This is a genomic window from Devosia sp. XK-2, assembly GCF_037113415.1.
Classification (GTDB): Bacteria; Pseudomonadota; Alphaproteobacteria; order Rhizobiales; family Devosiaceae; genus Devosia.
Map to the genome: position 1 here is coordinate 2,415,238 of NZ_CP146608.1, position 20,315 is coordinate 2,435,552.

Annotated in this window: 20 protein-coding genes; 10 read left to right on the forward strand and 10 right to left on the reverse strand. The window is 60.5% G+C overall.

The features are described 5' to 3' along the window. The first annotated feature begins 59 nt into the window (after positions 1-59). Positions 60-527 carry a GNAT family N-acetyltransferase gene (locus tag V8Z65_RS11795; protein WP_338720233.1) on the forward strand — a complete coding sequence of 156 codons (468 nt, stop codon included), beginning with the start codon at positions 60-62 and terminating at the stop codon, positions 525-527. 31 nt (positions 528-558) lie between these two features. On the opposite strand, the gene V8Z65_RS11800 is transcribed toward V8Z65_RS11795, so the two are convergent. Continuing rightward, the gene (locus V8Z65_RS11800) at positions 559-732 is read right to left on the reverse strand and encodes a DUF1328 domain-containing protein (RefSeq protein WP_338720235.1); all 174 of its coding nucleotides are present in this window, start codon (positions 730-732) and stop codon (positions 559-561) included. Between the two features lie 160 nt (positions 733-892). Here V8Z65_RS11800 and V8Z65_RS11805 point away from each other — a divergent pair, with 160 nt between their 5' ends. Next, positions 893-3,193 (forward strand): EAL domain-containing protein, encoded by a 2,301-nt coding sequence (locus tag V8Z65_RS11805; RefSeq protein ID WP_338720237.1) that lies wholly within the window; start codon positions 893-895, stop codon positions 3,191-3,193. Here V8Z65_RS11805 and V8Z65_RS11810 read toward each other — a convergent pair whose 3' ends face one another. From V8Z65_RS11810 to yghU, 5 genes are all read right to left on the reverse strand, one after another. Beyond that, positions 3,194-4,240, reverse strand: a complete 1,047-nt coding sequence (locus V8Z65_RS11810) for a FecR family protein (protein WP_338720239.1) — start codon at positions 4,238-4,240, stop codon at positions 3,194-3,196. A 158-nt stretch (positions 4,241-4,398) separates the two neighbouring features. Next, a complete protein-coding gene (locus V8Z65_RS11815; RefSeq protein ID WP_338720241.1) occupies positions 4,399-5,319 on the reverse strand; it encodes a flagellar motor protein MotB in 921 nt (306 codons plus the stop codon). Positions 5,320-5,344: 25 nt separating this feature from the next. After that, on the reverse strand, positions 5,345-6,208 hold the full coding sequence (gene motA / locus V8Z65_RS11820; protein WP_338720243.1) for a flagellar motor stator protein MotA: 864 nt from the start codon (positions 6,206-6,208) through the stop codon (positions 5,345-5,347). A gap of 123 nt (positions 6,209-6,331) precedes the next feature. Further along, positions 6,332-6,730, reverse strand: coding sequence for a YciI family protein (locus tag V8Z65_RS11825; RefSeq protein ID WP_338720245.1), 399 nt, complete (start codon positions 6,728-6,730; stop codon positions 6,332-6,334). Positions 6,731-6,915: 185 nt separating this feature from the next. After that, positions 6,916-7,782, reverse strand: a complete 867-nt coding sequence (yghU, locus tag V8Z65_RS11830) for a glutathione-dependent disulfide-bond oxidoreductase (RefSeq protein WP_338724017.1) — start codon at positions 7,780-7,782, stop codon at positions 6,916-6,918. A gap of 136 nt (positions 7,783-7,918) precedes the next feature. On the opposite strand from yghU, the gene V8Z65_RS11835 reads away from it, so the two are divergent. From V8Z65_RS11835 to greA, 6 genes are all read left to right on the forward strand, one after another. Beyond that, positions 7,919-9,028 carry a class I SAM-dependent RNA methyltransferase gene (locus V8Z65_RS11835; RefSeq protein WP_338720247.1) on the forward strand — a complete coding sequence of 370 codons (1,110 nt, stop codon included), beginning with the start codon at positions 7,919-7,921 and terminating at the stop codon, positions 9,026-9,028. Positions 9,029-9,150: 122 nt separating this feature from the next. Beyond that, positions 9,151-9,771, forward strand: a complete 621-nt coding sequence (locus V8Z65_RS11840) for a VTT domain-containing protein (RefSeq protein ID WP_338720251.1) — start codon at positions 9,151-9,153, stop codon at positions 9,769-9,771. Positions 9,772-9,840: 69 nt separating this feature from the next. Continuing rightward, positions 9,841-10,041 carry a CsbD family protein gene (locus tag V8Z65_RS11845; RefSeq protein ID WP_338720254.1) on the forward strand — a complete coding sequence of 67 codons (201 nt, stop codon included), beginning with the start codon at positions 9,841-9,843 and terminating at the stop codon, positions 10,039-10,041. A 105-nt stretch (positions 10,042-10,146) separates the two neighbouring features. Then, positions 10,147-10,497, forward strand: coding sequence for a DUF2200 domain-containing protein (locus V8Z65_RS11850; RefSeq protein ID WP_338720257.1), 351 nt, complete (start codon positions 10,147-10,149; stop codon positions 10,495-10,497). A gap of 206 nt (positions 10,498-10,703) precedes the next feature. Continuing rightward, positions 10,704-11,591 carry a PAS domain-containing protein gene (locus tag V8Z65_RS11855; RefSeq protein ID WP_338720259.1) on the forward strand — a complete coding sequence of 296 codons (888 nt, stop codon included), beginning with the start codon at positions 10,704-10,706 and terminating at the stop codon, positions 11,589-11,591. Between the two features lie 172 nt (positions 11,592-11,763). After that, positions 11,764-12,246, forward strand: coding sequence for a transcription elongation factor GreA (gene greA, locus V8Z65_RS11860; protein WP_338720261.1), 483 nt, complete (start codon positions 11,764-11,766; stop codon positions 12,244-12,246). A 64-nt stretch (positions 12,247-12,310) separates the two neighbouring features. Here the strand turns inward: greA and V8Z65_RS11865 are convergent, their stop codons facing one another. Further along, entirely contained in the window at positions 12,311-13,339 is a 1,029-nt protein-coding gene (locus V8Z65_RS11865; protein WP_338720263.1) for a hypothetical protein, read from the reverse strand. A 40-nt stretch (positions 13,340-13,379) separates the two neighbouring features. Continuing rightward, positions 13,380-14,153 carry a hypothetical protein gene (locus tag V8Z65_RS11870; protein WP_338720265.1) on the reverse strand — a complete coding sequence of 258 codons (774 nt, stop codon included), beginning with the start codon at positions 14,151-14,153 and terminating at the stop codon, positions 13,380-13,382. 301 nt (positions 14,154-14,454) lie between these two features. Between V8Z65_RS11870 and carB the strand changes: the two genes are divergently transcribed. Beyond that, complete coding sequence (carB, locus tag V8Z65_RS11875) at positions 14,455-17,766, forward strand: carbamoyl-phosphate synthase large subunit (protein ID WP_338720267.1); 3,312 nt, start codon at positions 14,455-14,457, stop codon at positions 17,764-17,766. Positions 17,767-18,058: 292 nt separating this feature from the next. Further along, positions 18,059-18,676 (forward strand): type B chloramphenicol O-acetyltransferase, encoded by a 618-nt coding sequence (gene catB, locus V8Z65_RS11880; protein WP_338720269.1) that lies wholly within the window; start codon positions 18,059-18,061, stop codon positions 18,674-18,676. Between the two features lie 141 nt (positions 18,677-18,817). Here the strand turns inward: catB and V8Z65_RS11885 are convergent, their stop codons facing one another. Beyond that, positions 18,818-19,411: a TetR/AcrR family transcriptional regulator gene (locus V8Z65_RS11885; protein ID WP_338720271.1), complete on the reverse strand. Its 594-nt coding sequence runs from the start codon at positions 19,409-19,411 to the stop codon at positions 18,818-18,820. A 9-nt stretch (positions 19,412-19,420) separates the two neighbouring features. Further along, positions 19,421-20,236: an SDR family NAD(P)-dependent oxidoreductase gene (locus V8Z65_RS11890; RefSeq protein ID WP_338720273.1), complete on the reverse strand. Its 816-nt coding sequence runs from the start codon at positions 20,234-20,236 to the stop codon at positions 19,421-19,423. Positions 20,237-20,315: the final 79 nt, after the last annotated feature.

Genomic DNA, 20,315 nt, shown 5'->3' on the forward strand with positions numbered 1-20,315 from the left:
CGGATAATGCCGCGACCGCCAAGGCTACCGCTCCCCACCCGGCAATGCACAAGCCCGCCATGACCGCACTGACCTTCCGCGACGCAACACCGGCCGACATCCCGGTTATTCTGACATTGAGCCACGCGGGAGATGCGCGTGGCGCCCAAACCCCTCCGCTCGATCCCACGAGCCTTTCGGATCCGCGCTATCGGGCCGCTTTCGCCCAGATTGCAGCCAGTCCCGAGCACCGCCTCATCGTTGCCGAAACCAATGGTGAGGTGGTCGGCACGTTGCAGATCAGCATTATTCCCGGCCTTCCGCGCTTCGGCATGAAGCGCGGCCTATTGGAAAACGTGCACATTCGCGCCGACCAGCGCGGCAACGGGCTCGGGACGAAAATGGTACAATGGGCCCTCGATCTTTGCCGCGAGGCCGGTTGCGGCATGGTCCAGCTTACGTCCAACAAGGTTCGGCTCGACGCCCATCGCTTCTACGAAAAGCTGGGGTTCGAGGCCAGCCACGAGGGATTCAAGCTTTTCCTCTAGCGCCCGGCGCGTCTGACTGTGCCAAACAAGGCTATAGCAGCACGGCCACGCCGGTCAGCGCCAGCACCAGGATGATGACGATCCCGATCAGCATGATAGCGGCCACCAGCTTTGCCAGCGTCGCCGCAGCACCAGCCAGGCCGGTAAATCCCATGGCGCCGGCCACCAGGGCAACGATCACGAGAATAAGCAGCAATTGCAGCATGGGATTGTCCTGACCTTTGATAGGTATTGGCTGGTAACGTCGCCAATGCTCGCTCTGTTCCACCCGGCGACCAAATCCGATCTTAACCGGATATCAGTGCACCTCGCACACAATGCCCCGGCATGGGGAGAACGCTTTGCGGCACTTGATCAGATGGGGCGTGGCCACTGCGACAATGCTGGTGCTGCTGGCATTGACACAGACAGGCATGCTTGCCTCGCTCGACCACCGGCTGACAGACTGGCGACTGACCATCGCCTCCCACCCGGTGAGCGACACCACCATTGTGGTCGAGATCGACAGTGCCAGCCTTGCCGAAATCGGTGTCTGGCCTTGGCCGCGCGGCCTGCATGCCACCCTGCTCGACCGGCTCTTGGCAGCGGGCGTTGACGAGGTCGCCTTCGATATCGACTTTTCCAGCAGCAGCGACCCCTTCGACGACGCTCTGTTCACAGCGGCCCTGGAGCGGGCGGGCGGTTATGCCTGGCTCGCTGCCTTCGCCCAAACCGGCGCCGACGGACAGCTGTATTTTTCCCGCCCACTGCCCGAATTCGCCGCTGCCGCCGATCCGGTCCTGGTCAATGTGCTGCTCGATCCCCTGACCGGCACCGCCCACAGCCTGCCCATTGCAGCCACTGACGCCGAGGGCACCATCCCGGCACTTGCAGTCCAACTGGCTCGGGTCTCCGGACCGCTCCCCGATATACTGGAGATTGATTTCAGCCTCGATCTGGCAGGCCTTCAGCGGGTCAGCTTTACTGATATCCTCTATGGCCGCGTCGATCCGGCCATTCTGGCCGGCAAACAGATCATTGTCGGCGCCAGCGCCATTGAACTGCGCGATTTTTTCACGGTGCCCCGCTATGGTGTCATCCCCGGTCCCGTGCTTCAGGCCTTGACCCTCGAAACGCTCAAGGCCGGTCGTGTCCTGACCAATCTGGGTAGCCTTCCCGGGACAGTAATCGTTTTCGCGCTGGTCCTGATATCGCTGTTCTGGCTACGCAAAGCCAGATTGCCCGTCATTTTTGTTGCGCTGGTCGCAATCTCGCTGATTGGCGAAGCACTGGCCGCACTTGCCTTTGCGCAGGCCGGGCTGATGATCAGCACGGCAAGCCTGCATATGGGCCTTTTCCTGTTGCTCGGCCTGGCCGTGGCGGACAATGGCTACCACCACCTTCAGGCCCGCCGCAGCGCCCAGCAACGGCTGCAATTCATGGCAACCCACGATGCGGCAACAGGTTTGCTCTCGCGCCAGGGCCTGATCGAACTACCACCCCATGCCACCCCGCAATTACTCGTGCTGCTGCAACTCCAGGCCACCGATGAGCTGCGGGCAACGCTGGGGCACGACGTGGTGGAAAATGTCATCCGCCAGTTCGCCCACCGCCTCTCCCATGCCGGGTTTGCCGAAATCGCCAGGACAGCCCCCTCCACCTTCGCCCTGGCGAACCCCGACAATGGCGACGCCGACCAAATGTCCCGCATTGCCCGCCAGCTCTGTTCGAGCCTGTCTGGCGAATATCACGCCGACGAACATCACCTACATGTGGAGATCGTCGCCGGCTATGCGTCGGGCGCGGACAGCCGCGACGAATTGCTCAACCGCGCGGAGATCGCGCTCATTCAGGCGCGGGCCGACAGGGTCAAGGCGCGCGGCTTCAGCCCGTCCGACCAGACCGCGCTCGATCGCCACCGGCAACTGGACCGTGACCTGCGCCGGGCGCTGAGCCGCAACCAGTTACGGCTCAATTTCCAGCCGCAGGTCGACCTCAGGACCCGCAATATCATCGGCGCCGAGGCCCTGATGCGCTGGGACCATCCCGAACTGGGCTCGGTGTCCCCTACCGAGTTCATTCCCCTGGCCGAAGAGACCGGTCTTATCGTCGAATTGGGCCGCTGGATTCTCCGCGAGGCCTGTCAGCAGGCGGCATCCTGGCCCAGCCCGATAACCGTCGCTGTCAATGTCTCCCCCGTCCAGTTCCACCAGGCCGATATTGCCGTCACCGTCGCCGCCGCCCTGCATCGCTCCGGCCTGCCTGCCTCCCGGCTCGAACTCGAGATCACCGAAAGTAGCCGCGTCACCGACCCGGCCCGTGTGCATGCCGTCATGTGGCAATTGCGCAAACTGGGCGTGCGCCTGGCCATTGACGATTTCGGCACCGGTTATTCTTCGCTGAGCTATTTCCGCGATCTGCCATTCGATCTGGTCAAGATCGACCAGAGCTTTGTGCGCGATCGCACATCGGCGGCGGACCGTAGCCTGCTTGCCGCCATCATCGATCTGTCGGCGAAAATGGATAAGCTCACTATCGCCGAAGGCGTGGAGGATGAAAACGCCGCCCGTCTATTGGCGGAGATGGGCTGCACCTACGGCCAGGGCTATTATTTCAGCCGGCCAATTTCCGGCACGGATCTTTGCGATCTTTTGACCCAGCCCGCACAGCGCGAGCAGACTGGCTGACTAAAGCGTCAGCCCCAACTTGAGACCATGGCCGCCGCCATTACCAACGCTCACGGCGACATCGGCGCCAAGGCCCTTGTCGTGGCCATTGGCGTTGCCGTTACCATTGCCATGACCGGGATCGACGGCGGCCCTTGCATCGCTACCGCCATTACCGTTGCCATTGCCATTACCGTTGCCGCCGCCACGGTCCACAGAAGCGCCCGCGCCGCCATTGCCATTTTCGCCGCCCTGACCAGTGCCATTGCGGTGGCCATTTCCGTTGCCATGGTCGGCGGAAGCACCGGCGCCGCCATTGCCGTTTCCATTCCCGTTATTGGCGCGAACACTGGCGCTGACAGCATTGCCCTGCCCGCCGGCATTCACGCTAGCATTGATATTGGGAACGGCGCGCGTCTTTACCGCCTCCATGGCATCCGTCGCCGCCAGTGCGCCGCTCAGCACCGCTTCGCGGGCCACAGCCGGCACCGGCGCACCCTCGATCAGGAAAACCGCTCTGTCCGATCCCGGCCCGGCAATATCGAGGGGCACATCCCGGCTCGCCGTCGCCGACTGCCCCGGCGTCACATCGACCACCATGCCGTGCACGCCGTCCTGCGCCTGCACCACGCCATTGTCGACATCCACGCGCGCCAGGCCGCCCCGATAGGTCACCGTAAACTGCGTACCCTTGACGACCGCAGCCAGCACCGGCGTCTGCACGGAGAAATGCTGCACATTGCGCTTTTCGGCGGTAATCGTCACCTCGCCGCGGCTCTGGATGACACTGGTCATCTTCTGCCCGGCCGCATCGCGCACGGCGATCTCGGTATCGGCGGCCAGGGCGATCCGCTCCTGCCCGCGAACCAGTTCCACGCGGCCATCGCCTGCCGTGCGGATTTTGCCGCCATCGGGGACGATGTCGCCGCGTTGCAGCACGACCCAATTGCCATGTTCAAATTGCATGACGCCGCCACGCAAGCGCTCAGCGATCCACTCGTCTGCCATTGCGACAGAGCTCAACGACGCCAGAACGAGGACCGCGAATATGGACTTGCCGACGCGCATGGGTTCCTACCTCCATCACGGGCTCCTGCCCGCCTTGTGGAAATAGCTTCGCAATGCAAACCCCTAACGACCCATTAATTCGGCCATTTCCGGGCCTGCCGCTCGCCTTCGGTGATATGCAAGGGTTAATGCACTGCTGCCCGATTTTAGCAAATATGCTAGAATTCAAGCCCCGCCGGGACCGGCGGCGGCGCATGCAGCACCGTGATCCGCACCCGCTCATTGGCCGCCATATAGGGGTCGTTGGGGAAGAAGGGTTCATCGGTAGCCCGGCCCGACACCGCCTTGAAGCGATCATCGCTCATACCGAATTCGCCCAGAATAGACCGCACCACATTGGCTCGGTCTGCCGAAAGCTCCCAGGGACCATAGCGCGGATTGTCATAGCGTCCGCCCGCGGCCGTGTGCCCAGAGATCGTCACCTGCGCATTGAGCTGCTGCAGGATGGGGCCGATAGCGGCAATGGCTGCGCGCGTCTGCTCCAGCGGATATTTCGACCCCTCGGGGAACATCGGCCGTCCCTGCTGATCGACAATCTGGATATCGAGGCCATCCTTGGTCTCTTCAATCAGCAGGTTGTCCATGAAGGGCGTGACCTCGGGCAGTGATTGCCAGGCCTGCTTGATGCTGGCCGCCGCGCTATGGAACGCCTGAGCCTCCAGAGACTGCAGATTGAACTCGCTGTCGCTGCTGGCGCGCTGTTCGCTGCCCTGCTGCCGGGCCGCGCCGCCAATATGGGTGTCGGTGGTGCCCTGGTCCGAGCTCTGCGGCGAAGCCGGTCGGTCCTCGATCACATCCGCTGACGAGCCGGACATCTGGCTGCCCGAATTATCCATGGCACTGCCGCCCATCACCCCGCCCGCGCCGCTGGTCGTTGTGCTGAGCGAGGCTGGCGCGAAATAATTGGCCAGGCCTTCCTTCTGCTCGGGCGTCGTCATGCTGATCAGCCACATCAGCAGGAAGAAGGCCATCATCGCCGTCACAAAGTCGGCATAGGCAATCTTCCAGGCGCCGCCATGATGGGCGTGCTTGTTCTTTTTTACCTTCTTGATGATGATCGGCTGATCGTAATTCGCCATTCTGGCTTACCCGCTTTTCCCTCTATCACGCCGTCGCTGGCAGGGCGGCGGTGGCGGCTTCCACTTCGGCAAAGCTCGGGCGCACCTCGCTCATTAGTGCCTTGCGGGCGAACTCGATGGCCATGACCGGCGGCTGCCCGCCGATATGGGCCAGAAGGCCAACCTTGAGCGAGAGGAAGTATTTCGCCTCCGCCTCGAACGTATTCTTGAGCGACTGGGCCATCGGGCCGAAGAAACCATAGGCGACGAACACACCGAAAAACGTACCCACCAATGCGCCGCCGATCAGGTGGCCAAGCACTTCGGGCGGCTCGGTAATGGCGCCCATGGTCTTGATCACGCCCAGCACCGCAGCCACGATGCCGAGGGCAGGCGTACCATCGGCAATAGCCTGCATAGCCGAAACCAGGCGCTCCTGCTCCTGGTGATGGGTCTCCAGTTCCTCATCCATCAGCGCGTCCATCTCATGCACATTATTGGACCCCATGGTCACCATGCGCATGTAGTCGCACACGAACTCCACCGCGTGGTGGTTCTTGGCAAAGGTCGGGAAGGCGTTGAACAGCGTGGAGTTATGCGGGTCCTCGATATGCGCTTCGATACCCAGAATGCCCTTTTGCTGGATGAGCTTATACATCGAGAACTGCAGGCCCAGCAGCTCGACATAGGCGGCCTTGTTGTATTTGGGCCCTTTGAACAGGGTCCCGAACATCATCGGCACCGCCTTGAGCACCGGTCCGCCATTGGCAATGATGAAGGCGCCAATCGCCGCGCCCAGAATGATCACGAATTCGAAGGGCTGCCAGAGCACTTCGATATGCCCACCCATCGCCGAATAGCCGCCGAACACACAACCGAAGACGACCAGGATACCGATAATCAGACGCATGGGGGCTTACTCGAACGCGGATACAAACAAGGCATCAGGGGCCGATACGCAGCCCCCGCGCCTCGCATAATGGTCCGCTCAGGCTTAACAGGGCGTGTATAGCCCGCGCCTCAATTGCCCCGATCAGTCTGTGCTATGGGCAAATTCCGGCCGCCCTTGCCCGGTCTGGCTATGGGTGTGCTGCACCAGGGGCCGGATTTCCATTCGCCCATATTTCAGGATCGGATCGTCCTCAAACAGGGGCGTCAAAGCCTCGACACTCTCGACCTCAAGCAGCAGGAATCCGGCGACCACTTCCTTGCTTTCCGCATAAGGACCGTCAAGCGTGATCAGCTCCCCATTGGCAAAGCGCAATACCCGACCGGTCTCCGGCGCGGCCAGGGGCGAGGCGAAGATCAGATGGCCGCTGGCCCGTAATTTGTGGTCATGTTCGATTGTTGCATCGTCGAGCCGCCGGAAGTCCTCCGCGCTCATTCCGTCCATTGCGCCGGGATCGATATAGACAAGGGCCATAAACTGCATCGCACGCCTCCAATCATGGTTTGACCATACGACGAACGATGTCGGTCGATTTCGACCGTCCGCGGACAATGACGAATAATGGCCTCACTCCCGTTGACGGGTTGCGAACCGGCCCTAAAGGGCAAACCTCTCCGGTGGAGAGGTTTGAAGGCGAAAGACCGGAGGGATGGGATGTCTGTCCCTGCCTAGACCGTCCCGCGCTCCTTGCGCAGGGCTACAACCCTGTCGATATCGGCCGCCGAGTGTCGCTCCGCCAGGTGCTCATCTTCCGGCCCACCAGCTGCGTTCACGCACCGCCCGCGCTTGACCGGCTCGCGCGCATCGACCTGGCGGGCCCAGCGGATGACATTCTTGTAGGTCCCCACATCGAGGAATTCGGCCGCGTTATAGGCCCGACCAAGCACCAGCCCGCCATACCAGGGAAAGATCGCCATATCGGCGATCGTATATTCGCTGCCCGAGACGAATTCGTGCTCCGCCAACTGGCGATCGAGCACGTCGAGCTGGCGTTTGGTTTCCATCGCATAGCGATTGATCGGATATTCGAACTTCTCAGGCGCATAGGCGTAAAAATGCCCGAAACCACCGCCCACAAAGGGAGCGCTGCCCATCTGCCAGAAGAGCCAGTTCATAGTCTCGGCCCGCTGCGCCACATCCTTGCTGAGGAAGGCATCGAACTTGTCGGCCAGATACACCATGATCGAACCGCTTTCGAATAGGCGGATCGGCGTCTCAGGGCCGTAATCCATCATCGCCGGGATCTTGGAATTGGGGTTGACCGAGACAAAGCCCGAGCCGAACTGGCCACCCTTGCCGATATTGATCAGATATGCGTCATATTCCGCATCGTGCCCGGCGGCCAGCAGCTCCTCGAGCATGATGGTCACCTTCTGGCCATTGGGCGTTGCCAGGGAATAGAGTTGGATCGGATGCGCGCCCCGTGGCAGCACCTGCTCATGAGTCGCCCCGGCAATCGGTCGGTTGGTGCTGGCAAAGGCGCCTCCGTTTTCCTTGTCCCAGGTCCAGACTTTGGGCGGCACATATTCGGTCATCGCGAAGCTCTCTTGATGTCGGTGATGGATGACGATCATTCATCGTCATTTGGCGATATAAACATAAAACCCTCCCGGCGTAACCCTCCCTCCGCACAAACTTGCCAGCACATCAGCGCACAGCTACTGCTCGCCCATGCACAGCACCGATCCCTTCGATATTTTCCTTGTCGCAACGCCCGGCCTTGAAGCGCCATTGGCTGAGGAGGCCAGGGTCGCCGGATTTGCCAATGCGGCAATCGTCGATGGTGGTGTCACCTTTCCCGGCACCTGGCCCGATGTCTGGCGCGCCAATCTCGTCCTGCGCGGCGCCACCCGCGTTCTGGCGCGCCTCACCAGTTTCCGGGCCATGCATCTGGCGCAGCTCGACAAGCGCGCCCGCAAACTGCCCTGGGCCCAATGGCTGCGCGCCGATATCCCGGTTCACGTGGAAGCCAGTTGCAAACGCTCCCGCATTTACCATGCCGGCGCCGCCGCCCAGCGCGTCGCCACCGCTATCGGCGTCGAACTGGGTGCGCCCATAGCCGAAAACGCCATCCTGCGCGTCATGGTGCGGATCGAGGACGATCTGGTCACCATCAGCATCGATACCACCGGCGCCTCTCTGCACAAGCGCGGATTCAAGGAAGGTGTTGCCAAGGCGCCCATGCGCGAAACCATGGCAGCCATGTTCCTGGCCCAATGCGGCTATAGCGGCGCCGAACCGGTGCTCGACCCCATGTGCGGCTCGGGCACTTTTGTGATCGAGGCCGCCGAGATCGCCCTCGGCATCGCCCCCGGTCGCGCGCGCAATTTTGCCTTCGAGCAACTCCCCGGCTTCGATGCCGCCGCCTGGTCGAGCCTGAAGACAAGCCGCCCTGCCGGAACCGCCGTCACGCGCTTTTACGGCTTTGACCGCGACCCCGGCGCCATCCGCATGGCAAACGAAAACGCCGCCCGCGCCGGCGTCGATGCACTGACCAGCTTCACCCCGCAATCCATCGAGCAATTGACCCCGCCCGAAGGCCCGCCGGGCCTTGTCATCGTCAATCCCCCCTATGGCACCCGCATCGGCCAGAAAGGCCCGCTGATCGGCCTGCACCGCACGCTCGGCACGGTTCTCAAAACCCGCTTCTCCGGCTGGCGAGTGGGCATCGTCACCGCCGACAAGCAATTGGCCCAGGCCACCGGCCTGACCTTCGAGCCGCCGCTCCCCCCGGTGCTCCATGGCGGCATTCGCGTGGCGCTTTATCGCGCCACTCTATAACGGCCGAGGATCACACTGCCGCAACGGGTCGCCCGAGGCCTGTGCCTCACGGCCGGGACTGTCACACCATCTTGGCCATGCCGGTCTATCCTGGGCATCCCCGACCCAGCCGATGACCCGCAATGGATATTCTGAACGACCTCGTCCTGCCCCTGGCCGCCTCGCCCTGGGTCTATGCCATCGCCCTGGGGCTGGTCATCCTCGATAGCTTTTTCCCACTATTCCCCAGCGAAGTGGTCATTGTGGGCCTGGCCTCCCTGGCCGCGTCCCACGCCGAGCCCGATATCGTGTTGCTGCTGCTCATCGCCGCGCTGGGCGCGCTGGTCGGTGACACCCTGACCTATTTTCTGGGTCGGTTCATTGGCGTCCGGCGCCTGCAATCGACCCGGCTGCGTCCGCTCGTGCGCCTGCTGCGCTGGGCCTCGCGCCGCCTTGGCCGTCGCGCCGGCATGGTCATCCTCACGGCGCGTTTCATTCCCTGGGCCCGCCTGGCCGTCAACCTGACCGCCGGAAGCACCGGCTATGCATTCTGGCGCTTCGCCCCCTTTTGCCTGGCAGCCAGCACATTGTGGGCGGCCTATAACGTGACCATGGGCTATCTGGCCGGCCACTGGTTCAGCGCCCAGCCAATCATCGGCATGCTCGCCGCCATCATCCTGGCTGTCGCCCTCGGCTTCCTGCTCGACGCCATCAATACCCGTATCCGCCGGAACGGCCCGAACCGGCCCGATGCGCAGATTTGATCGGCCCAACCGGAACGCCAGATGGCCCGAGGCGTTTCCCTTTCATCCACAATTGAAAGGAGAAATTGCATGGACTGGAACCGCATTGAAGGCAGTTGGAAGCAGTTTTCGGGCAAAGCCAAGGAACAATGGGGCAAGCTCACCGACGATGATCTCGCCCAGATCGACGGCAATCGCGAACAGCTCGAAGGCAAGCTTCAGGAGCGTTATGGCAAGACCAAGGATGACGTCCGCAAGGAAGTAGACCACTGGTCCGGCCAGATGCACTGACTGACTCGCGACCCGATCAAAAAGGCCCGGTCATCGACCGGGCTTTTTTGTGCCCCCATCCATGTTAACCTCGAGGCGTCCCCACCAATCGATCTGGACAGAGCAATGGCCGGACACCGCATCTTTTCCACCAGCCTCGCCAGCGTCTATCCGCACTATGTCGCCAAAGCAGAAAAGAAAGGACGCACCAAGGCCGAGGTCGACGAAATCTTCTTCTGGCTCACTGGCCACGACCGGGCTTCCCTCGATGCCGAACTGGCCAACAAAACCACATTCGAGGATTTCTTCGCCAACGCACCCAGGCTCAACCCCAATCGCAGCCTCATCACCGGCGTCGTCTGCGGCATCCGCGTCGAAAACATCGAAGACCCCCTCATGCGCGAACTGCGCTATCTCGACAAACTCGTCGACGAACTGGCCAAGGGCAAGAAGATGGAAAAGATATTGCGCAGCTAAGGCATTCGGCGGCCGGACACGCCGCGTTCGGCCACAATTTTCCATATGCGCGCTGACTGTAAAAGCGGGCGGGCAGATATACTTAGTAGTAACCTCATCAGGACATCTATAGGCCCAAACAACGGCAATAGCGGCATGTCTTGGCGAACGTTTAGACCAGCCAATTCGCTGGCATCGGCAATTGTCTAACCGAGCGAGGAACATCAATGGCCTCTGGATTGACCTCAGCAAGTCTTGTTCCGAGCGTTCTGTCGGACATTTCCGGCCGGCATGACTCTAACCCTCTGGCGATTATCCAGATCCTCGAACACCACATGGGCATTGGCTGTTTTCAGCTCGATATAGCCGCAGGCCGGTTTTACCTCTCGGATATGGCCTGCCGTATCTATGGCTACGCCCCCACGCGCGATGGGCTCCCCGTCAGCCAGGTCCTCGCCTCCCTGGCGCGCGAGGACAGGCGCCGCGGGGCCGAGCTTCTCACCCAGGCCATCACCCAGAAATGCGGCTACCGCTTCGTCCTGCGGGTCACCCCCGATGGGGAAAAGGTGCATATCGTCGAGTGCTTTGCCGATGTCGTCCTGAGCAAGCTCGGCGAACCCGTCGCCGTCGTCGGTACGGTCAGGGACATTTCCGAACGCGCCATCGCCAATGCGCAATCGGCCGGCCGCAGCCTGCTCCTGCGCTCTCTGCTCATCAACATCCCGGCCGCCATTGCCGTGCTGGATCGGGATATGCGCTACCTGGCCGTCAGCAATTATTGGGCCGCGGGCCATGGCCGCAAGTCGCCACAGGAACTGGTGGGTCGCAAGCACTATGACGAGCACCCCGACCTGACCGAAGAAGTCAGACGCGAACATGTGCAGGTACTAAACGGCGCTACGCTCCGCCGACCGCGCGCCTTCCTCAAGGATCGCAACGGCAAACCCATCCGCCAGACCTGCGTCATGTGCCCCTGGTACACCATGGAAAAAGACGTCGGCGGCATGATCATCATGCTCAGCACCGTCGATATCACCAACAATCTCCCCCAGGAAAAATCCACCGGCGCCCTGCCCACCCGCCAGGAATTCCTCGAGCTTCTGGCCACGTTGTAGCGCCTGCCGAAGATGCCAACCTGGTGCCCGAACTGGGCTCGCTTGGAATTGATCTCCGGCCGTTCCGCATCATCGTCAGAATGCCTACATGATGACGGTCCCAGCCCTGCGCCGGGATAACACGGCTCTGAAAGGGCCACCCTTCACTTCATCCGGAACCAGGATTGCTTCAGTGAGTGTTGCTTTTACCAAGGAAGATAGTGCCGAGACGGCGGCTGAAACCATGCTGCCGGAAAAGCCTGTCCCGCAGGGCCCAAACCTGGTGACCGCCAATGGGCTTGCCGCGCTCCAACACCAACTGGCTGAGGCTAGCGCCGCCTATGAAGACGCGCTCGCCATTGAAGACATCAATGAGCGCCGCCGCCAGGCCGCCAATCCCTACCGTGACCTACGCTACCTCAACGAGCGCATCCGCACCGCCCAGCTCGTGCCGCCGCCGGAGAGCAACGACATCGTCGCCTTCGGCTCCCGCGTCACGTTTCGACGCGACGACGGCCGCACCCAGACTTTTACCATTGTGGGCGAAGACGAAGCCGACCCCAAATCCGGCACAATCTCCTTCGCCTCGACGCTGGCGCGGGCGCTGATGGGCAAGGTTGTGGGGGATGTGGCGGTGTTGGGCGCAGCAGAGGCGGAGATTGTGGGGATTGGGTGATTGGCGTCCACGGTTGTTCGGAGACGCTCCTCGGACGCGCAAACCAATTCTTCACCCTTGTTCGCTAGTCGCCGCCTCGTCGCCAAAAATCATAGCTGACATAAGAGAAGCCATATCGAGCAAACGGATCGTAGTCCTCATTCGGAATGGCAGAGCCACTGCGCTTTTTTGCAGATGCCGCAATTTTGGGGACTACACGCGCATTCCAAACACCCACACCCACGATGGACTTTAAAAACATAAAGAAATGATCGTCATCTGCGAAATTACAGATAAAATCACAAACATAATTTAGCAATCTCGGAGACGACGCCAAGTCTACAAGTATATATTCGCTCTCACTTGCGGAGTTGCAAAAAAAATGGGCAAGTTCAGCTCTGTCCACGCCCCTGTACAATTGCAGCTCGAAAAATGAATACAAGACCCATTTCACTGATGCAATATCTTGGTTTTCAACCAGGTTGGAGAAAATCCATCCTAAAGCCACATCTGGCAGGCGACTATCAAATGGCTTTCGCTCCACAACGTTACGCCATACACTAACCCAGGAATGCGATGTAATATTAGTTGAGTTTGCGAGCCAACGTATTAGGTACTCTTCACTATATTCCCGAATATCTCCAGAGAACGCAGATTCCTTCTCTTCTTTCTTGTCGTCATTTATGTCCCTCCAGATGGTGGCCTGCTTCTGAAATAGGGACATCTCCGAGCTAACCCAAAGCGCTTGCTGAGATGGGTTAGTAAAGAGAAGTGTCGAGGCAAGTCTCCATGGATCATACGATTGCTGTAGGTTCGCTCCTATCAACCGGTTGAACTGCACTAGAAAGAGGGCGTCTGAGCGCACTTCCTCTTCGTTCGCCTCCCAATACTCAACAACTGTGTCGATGGTCCCAGAGAATATATCGCCGTTAGGCCGGCGGAACGCCACGAGTCCTAAGTCGCCAGGAAAAGCGACGACCTCGCCGACACACGGACATGTCAAATAATTTTCGTAGTCAAGAAACGGGACGAAAGAAGTAGATATGTAGTATTCGTCCATTTCTTGCACATATGGTAAGTTAGTTCCGGCTGTTGTAAATACCGGTATCATCATTCCAGCATTCCCATCCGAAACATCAACAAAACAAGACAACCTAAACATAATAGCCTCGCTCTATATAAAACTTCTCAAGCTTGTCATATATGGCGTAGTAGTAATATTGCTTTCGAAGTGGATATAAGGGATATGAAAATATCTCCGCACCGGTCGCCTCTATACTTTCGACATATCGCCTGTTGCCGAGGTAAGTCTCTGGGATAATGAAAAGGAGCGGCTTTCGGCTAGACAAGGAAACAGCAGAGTTCACCTGGACTTCGATTGCGAACCTACGATCATCAAACTTTTCGTTTCGGTCACCAATAAGCCTGTGAAGCGCTAGAATTTCCTCATCAAGAACATCGATGTCGAAAGCTGACTTAAACTGCTCGTCAGGGCGCGCTTTCAACTTATAGTAGTCGCGAGGATTATTGAAAAAGGTTCCTATCAACTTTTGAGGAGCTTCTGGGTCGTCTTTTATCTCAAAATCTGAAAGCTCCATCATGTTGATGTAATTGGGGTACAGCCCGCCGTCGAAAGCGCCACTGTCGAACGGAAACACTCTTTTGACACCGTCGGAAAAATACTCGAAGACAACGCAGCTGGGCAGTTCCCAATAGTCCGCCTCCTGATTGGCTTCTTTTTTATATGCGGCCCGTCCAACGAAGAAATAACTGAGGTTTTCACCCCTGAACACGTTGCAGGGCCGCGCTTCGATCTCGCCCTTTGCGAGGATTTTTTTTATGAAGTAACTTTCAGTAGTGTGTACAAGGGGCAGAGGGTTGGCCCTGGAAATGCTGTTTCTTTGTAAAAACTGACGAAGCGCGGTCATATTTGTCCCTCCCTGCACATTCGTCATTCTAGAGAGAAACGGGGTTCTTGCGAGCAGAAATCAACCTGCACCACCCCTTCCCTTTCCCCGACTCTTCCGCTAGACAGCCCGCTTAACCACCATGTTCGGTCTTTTCCCCTGCGGCGCAGTGCTCAACTGCAGCGCGGGTTTCGCGCGGACGGGTGTGTCCGGGCGATTCTTCCCCTCGCCCGGCATCGAGCGTTGCTAGAGAAAGTGGCCCCACTTTTTCGGTTCGGCAATGCAACGAAAAATGAGTTGAACGAGCCAGAGCGAGCCCCGAATGCCAAAGCGTACCGACATCAAATCGATCCTCATCATCGGTGCGGGGCCGATCATCATCGGCCAGGCTTGCGAATTCGACTATTCAGGCACCCAGGCCTGCAAGGCGCTCAAGGAAGAGGGCTACCGGATCATTCTGGTGAACTCGAACCCGGCCACCATCATGACCGATCCGGACCTGGCCGACGCCACCTATATGGAGCCGATCACCCCCGAAGTGGTCGCCAAGATCATCGAGAAAGAGCGGCCCGATGCGCTGCTCCCCACCATGGGTGGCCAGACGGCTCTGAACTGCGCCCTCTCGCTGCGCAAAATGGGTGTCCTAGACAAATTCAACGTCGAGATGATCGGCGCCACCGCCGAGGCCATCGACAAGGCCGAGGATCGCGAGCTGTTCCGCGATGCCATGAAGAAGATCGGGCTCGAAACCCCGCGCTCCATGCTCGCCCACAATTCGATTGAAGCCCTGCAGGCGCTTGAGGTCATCGGCCTGCCGGCCATCATCCGCCCCAGCTTTACGCTCGGCGGCACCGGCGGCGGCATTGCATACAATCGCGAGGAATATCTCGCCATCTGCGAAAGCGGCATCGACGCTTCGCCCACCAATGAAGTTCTGGTCGAGGAAAGCGTCCTTGGCTGGAAGGAATATGAAATGGAAGTTGTCCGCGACAAGAAGGACAACTGCATCATCATCTGTTCCATCGAGAACATCGACCCGATGGGCGTTCATACCGGCGACTCGATCACCGTCGCCCCGGCCCTGACGCTGACCGACAAGGAATACCAGATCATGCGCGACGCCTCTTTGGCGGTGCTGCGCGAGATCGGGGTGGAAACCGGCGGCTCCAACGTCCAGTTCGGTATCAACCCCAAGGACGGCCGCATGGTCGTCATCGAGATGAACCCGCGCGTCTCGCGTTCCTCCGCGCTCGCCTCGAAAGCCACCGGCTTCCCCATCGCCAAGGTCGCCGCGCGCCTCGCCGTCGGCTACACCCTCGATGAACTCGAAAACGACATTACCGGCGGCGCCACCCCGGCCTCTTTCGAGCCGACCATCGATTATGTCGTCACCAAGATTCCGCGCTTTGCCTTCGAAAAATTCCCCGGCTCCGACAACCGTCTGACGACGTCGATGAAGTCGGTCGGCGAAGCCATGGCCATTGGCCGCACCTTCCAGGAATCGCTGCAAAAGGCCCTGCGCTCGCTCGAAACCGGCCTCACCGGACTCAACGAGGTCGGCATTCCCGGTCTTGGCGAAGGCGAGGACAAGAACGCCATCAAGGCGGCCCTCGGCACCGGCACGCCGCAGCGCCTGCTCCATGTCGCCGAAGCCATGCGTCTGGGCGTCTCCAACGAAGACATTTATGACGCCTGCAAGATCGACCCCTGGTTCCTCGAACAGATGCGCGGCATTGTCGACATGGAAGCCAAGGTCAAGGAGTTTGGCCTGCCCCAGGATGCGGCCAGCCTGCGCATGCTCAAATCCATGGGCTTTTCCGACGCGCGCCTGGCCCAGCTCGCCAATCTCAAGGTCTCGGATGTGCGCAAGCTCCGCCACAGCCTTGAGGTTAGGCCCGCATACAAGCGCATCGACACCTCCGCAGCCGAATTCGCCTCACCCACCGCCTATATGTACTCGACCTATGAAACCCCGTTCGCGGGCAAAGTCGAGGACGAGGCCCGCCCCTCCGACCGCAAGAAGGTCGTCATTCTCGGCGGTGGCCCCAACCGTATCGGCCAGGGCATCGAATTCGACTATTGCTGCTGCCACGCCGCCTTCGCGCTGGCTGACGCCGGCTACGAAACCATCATGGTCAACTGCAATCCCGAGACTGTCTCGACCGACTATGACACGTCGGACCGCCTCTATTTCGAGCCACTGACCGAAGAAGATGTCATCGAAATCCTGCTCACCGAAAAGCAGAACGGCACGCTCCATGGCGTCATCGTTCAGTTCGGCGGCCAGACCCCGCTGAACCTGGCCGAAGCCGTAGCCAAGGCCGGCGTTCCAATCCTGGGCACCCAGCCCGAGGCCATCGATCTGGCTGAAGACCGCGACCTGTTCATGAAGCTCCTCAATAAGCTCGAACTGACCCAGCCCAAAAATGGCATTGCCTATTCGCTGGAACAGGCCCGTCTTGTTGCCGAGCGTCTGGGCTACCCGCTGGTCATCCGCCCCTCCTACGTGCTGGGTGGCCGCGCCATGGCCATTGTCCATTCGGCAAACGAGTTCGAGCGCTATGTGCAGGACACGCTGACCGGCCTCGTCCCGCCCGACATTCTCCAGCGCTATCCCAACGACAAGACCGGCCAGATCAATTCGGTCCTCTCCGACAACCCGCTGCTGTTCGACGCCTATTTGTCGGGCGCCACCGAAATCGACGTCGATTGCCTGTGCGACGGCAAGGATGTCTTCGTCGCCGGCATCATGGAACATATTGAAGAGGCCGGCATTCACTCCGGCGACTCGGCCTGTTCCCTGCCGCCGCGCACCCTGCCGCCCGATGTCATCGACGAGCTCAAGCGCCAGACCCGCGAACTCGCCTTCGCCCTCAAGGTTGGTGGCCTGATGAACGTGCAGTTCGCCTATAAGGACGGCACCATCTATCTCATCGAGGTCAATCCGCGCGCGTCCCGCACCGTGCCTTTCGTCGCCAAGGTCATCGGCGAACCCATCGCCAAGATCGCCTCGCGCATCATGGCCGGCGAGAGCCTGGCCAGCTTCAACCTGGTTGAAAAGAAGCTCAAGCATATCGCCGTCAAGGAAGCCGTCTTCCCGTTCAACCGCTTCCCCGGCGTCGATACGGTGCTCGGCCCGGAAATGAAGTCGACCGGTGAGGTCATCGGCCTCGACACCGATTTCGCGGTCGCCTTCGCCAAATCGCAGATGGGCGCCGGCCAAAAAGTCCCCACCTCTGGCAAGGCCTTCATTTCGGTGCGCGACAGCGACAAGCCCGACATTGTCGATATGGCTCGTCACCTCGTCGAAGCCGGTTTCGAAATCCTCGCCACCGGCGGCACCCAGCGTTATCTGGTTGATAACAATGTCCCGGCCACCAAGATCAATAAAGTGCTCGAAGGCCGCCCGCACATCGTCGACTCCATGAAAAATGGTGGCGTGCAGCTGGTCATCAACACCACCGATGGCCTCAAATCCATCTCCGACAGCCGCGACATCCGCCGCACTGCGCTCCTGGCCAAAATCCCCTATTACACCACCATCGACGGCGCCCTCGCCGCCGTGGAAGGGATCGTGGCGCTCAAGCAGGGCGGTCTGCAGGTCCGCGCCCTCCAGGACTATTTCGCGGCTTAGAACCGGCCCTCGATCTATCTCCTCCCCCTTCTTTAGGGGGAGGTAGCGCCGCTAGGCCTGAAAGGCCGTAGCAAAGCTAGGCGGGGGTGTCACCGAAGCCTCGACACGCCCGACGCTCTCATCTAAAACCACCCCACCATGAAGCTAGCAGACCGAACCAGCGCATAGCGCTTCTGCCCGCCAGACAAGCGGGAGGGAGCGCATCTTAACCGGCCGAAGCGCCGGCGATTGCTGCTGCGCATCCGGTTCTCTGCATTTTCGCGCCAATCCGGCGCTCCTTCATGGAACAGTCATGTCCAATTTCTTCGAAAGCCCGTTTCTCGGCATCCCGCTCGACCGCCAGGTCACCAATCCCAATATCCTGGTTGGCCGCTATTCCTATTATTCCGGCTACTACCATGGCCATAGCTTCGACGATTGCGCCCGCTATCTGATGACGACGCCCGGCGTCGACCGGCTCATCGTCGGCGCCTTCTGCTCCATCGGCTCGGGCGCCGCCTTCATCATGGCGGGCAATCAGGGCCACCGGAACGACTGGGTCTCCACTTTCCCCTTCGCCTTCGTCCCGGACGCGCTCGAATTTGCTGAAGCCAACAATGCCTTCCAGCCCGCCGGCGATACCGTCATCGGCAACGACGTCTGGATCGGTTCGGAAGCCGTGATCATGCCCGGCGTCACCATCGGTCACGGCGCCGTCATCGGCACCCGCGCCTTGGTCACCAAAGACGTGGAGCCCTACACCATTGTCGGCGGCAATCCGGCCAAACCCATCCGCAAACGCTTCAGCGATGCGGAAATCGAGATGCTGCTGGAAATGGCCTGGTGGGACTGGCCTGTGGAGCGTCTTGCCGCCGCCATGCCGCTGCTGACCTCCGCCGACATTGCCGGCCTCTACGCTTTCTGGCGCTGAACCGGCCCTCGACCTGTGCCCCTCCCCCTTCTTCAGGGGGAGGTAGCGCCCTAGGCCTGAAAGGCCGTAGCAAAGCGAGGTGGGGTATTCCTCCCCCGAACCGGGGGACGCGAAAGAACCACGTCGCTCTGAATGCGAAATCTAGCCGGGGCTATCGGCCGCCAGCGCCCCCAGCCACTTCTGCAGCCGCCGCCCCTCGCGCACCAGAAGCGCCGGATCGCCCAGGCTATGCGCCAGGATGGAAGCGCCCTGCAGCGAGGATTGCAATTGCAGCGCCAGATCCGCCGCATCTTCCTCCCGCCCCATCTGGCCAAACTGCTTTTCCATCCAGGCCATGGGCCCACCCAGAAGCCCCTTCGCTGGCCCCGTCCAGTCCCCGTCCTCGCGCGCCATTTCCGCGCTCAACGATCCAAGCGGACAGCCCCGTTCGGCTACCAGCGGCGCATTATTGATCGTCGCCTCTACAAAGCCCAGAAGCCGCTCCAGCGGCGTGGGCAGTTCTGCCAGCGCCGCCTGCATCTGGGCAATTTCCCCCATACGCTGGTCCAGGATGGCCCGGCCGATATCGTCCTTGCTCTTGAAATAATAATAGATATTGCCCAGCGGCACGTCGGCGGCCTCCGCCAGGTGCGCCAGCGTCGTATTGCGATAGCCCTGACGATGCGCCAGGTCCACCGCCGCCTGGGTCAGCCGCTCGCGCTTACCGCGAGGGGCCGGTTTGCTCTGTTCAGCCAAGGGCTGCTCCTAACCTACGAAGGTCGTGCTTTGCCGCATCATATTCGCGGTCATCGCCCGCACCAAGCTATGCGGCATCAATGCGTTCATGATCCGATAGAGCCGTCCGGGCACCACGATCATCTTCCCGCGCTTCACCCCATCCAGCGCTTCGGCCACACATTGCGCCACCGGCATGGGTTTTATCGGCATGGGGGAAGCATCGAGCCCCATTTTCTTGATCAGCGGCGTTTCCGTCGGTGTCACGATCAGGGTCGTAATCCCGACGCCAAGCTCTTTCAGCTCGGCATGCAGGCTCCGCCCGAGTGCATTGACCAGCCCTTTCGCCGCGGCCGGATTGGCATGGTATGGAATACCGCTATCGGCGCCCAGCGCCGATACAAGCAGCGTCGCGCCGCGCTTTTGCGCGGCAAAGCGCCGGCTGAAATGATGCGTCAGCAGCATATGCGACACGCCCATCAATTGCGTCTGGGCCAATAGCTGCTCCGCTTCGAAGGCCAGAAAGGCGCCCGGCTGCCCGGTTCCCGCGGCAGAGATCAGCAATCCAACATCCAGGTCCGCAGTCCCCGCCGCTACGGCTTCGTCCGCGCCCGGTTCGCTGAGATCAACCGCGATCACCCGATAGGCAATGTCATACTGGACCTGCAGCGCCTGCCCCGTCTCCTCCAGCGCCTCGGCACGCCGCGACACCAGCACCAGATTGATCCCCGATGCCGCAATCTGCCGGGCAAATTCCTGCCCGATCCCGGAACTCGCTCCCGTCACCACCGCCCAGGGCCCGAACCGCTTGCCATCGAGCCTCGTCATCCACATTCCATCAACCACAATTCATCTCCTATCAATTTAGTTATTTAACTAACTCATTTCTGATTTGCACTGTCAAGCCTTTCCGAGCGGTCATCTC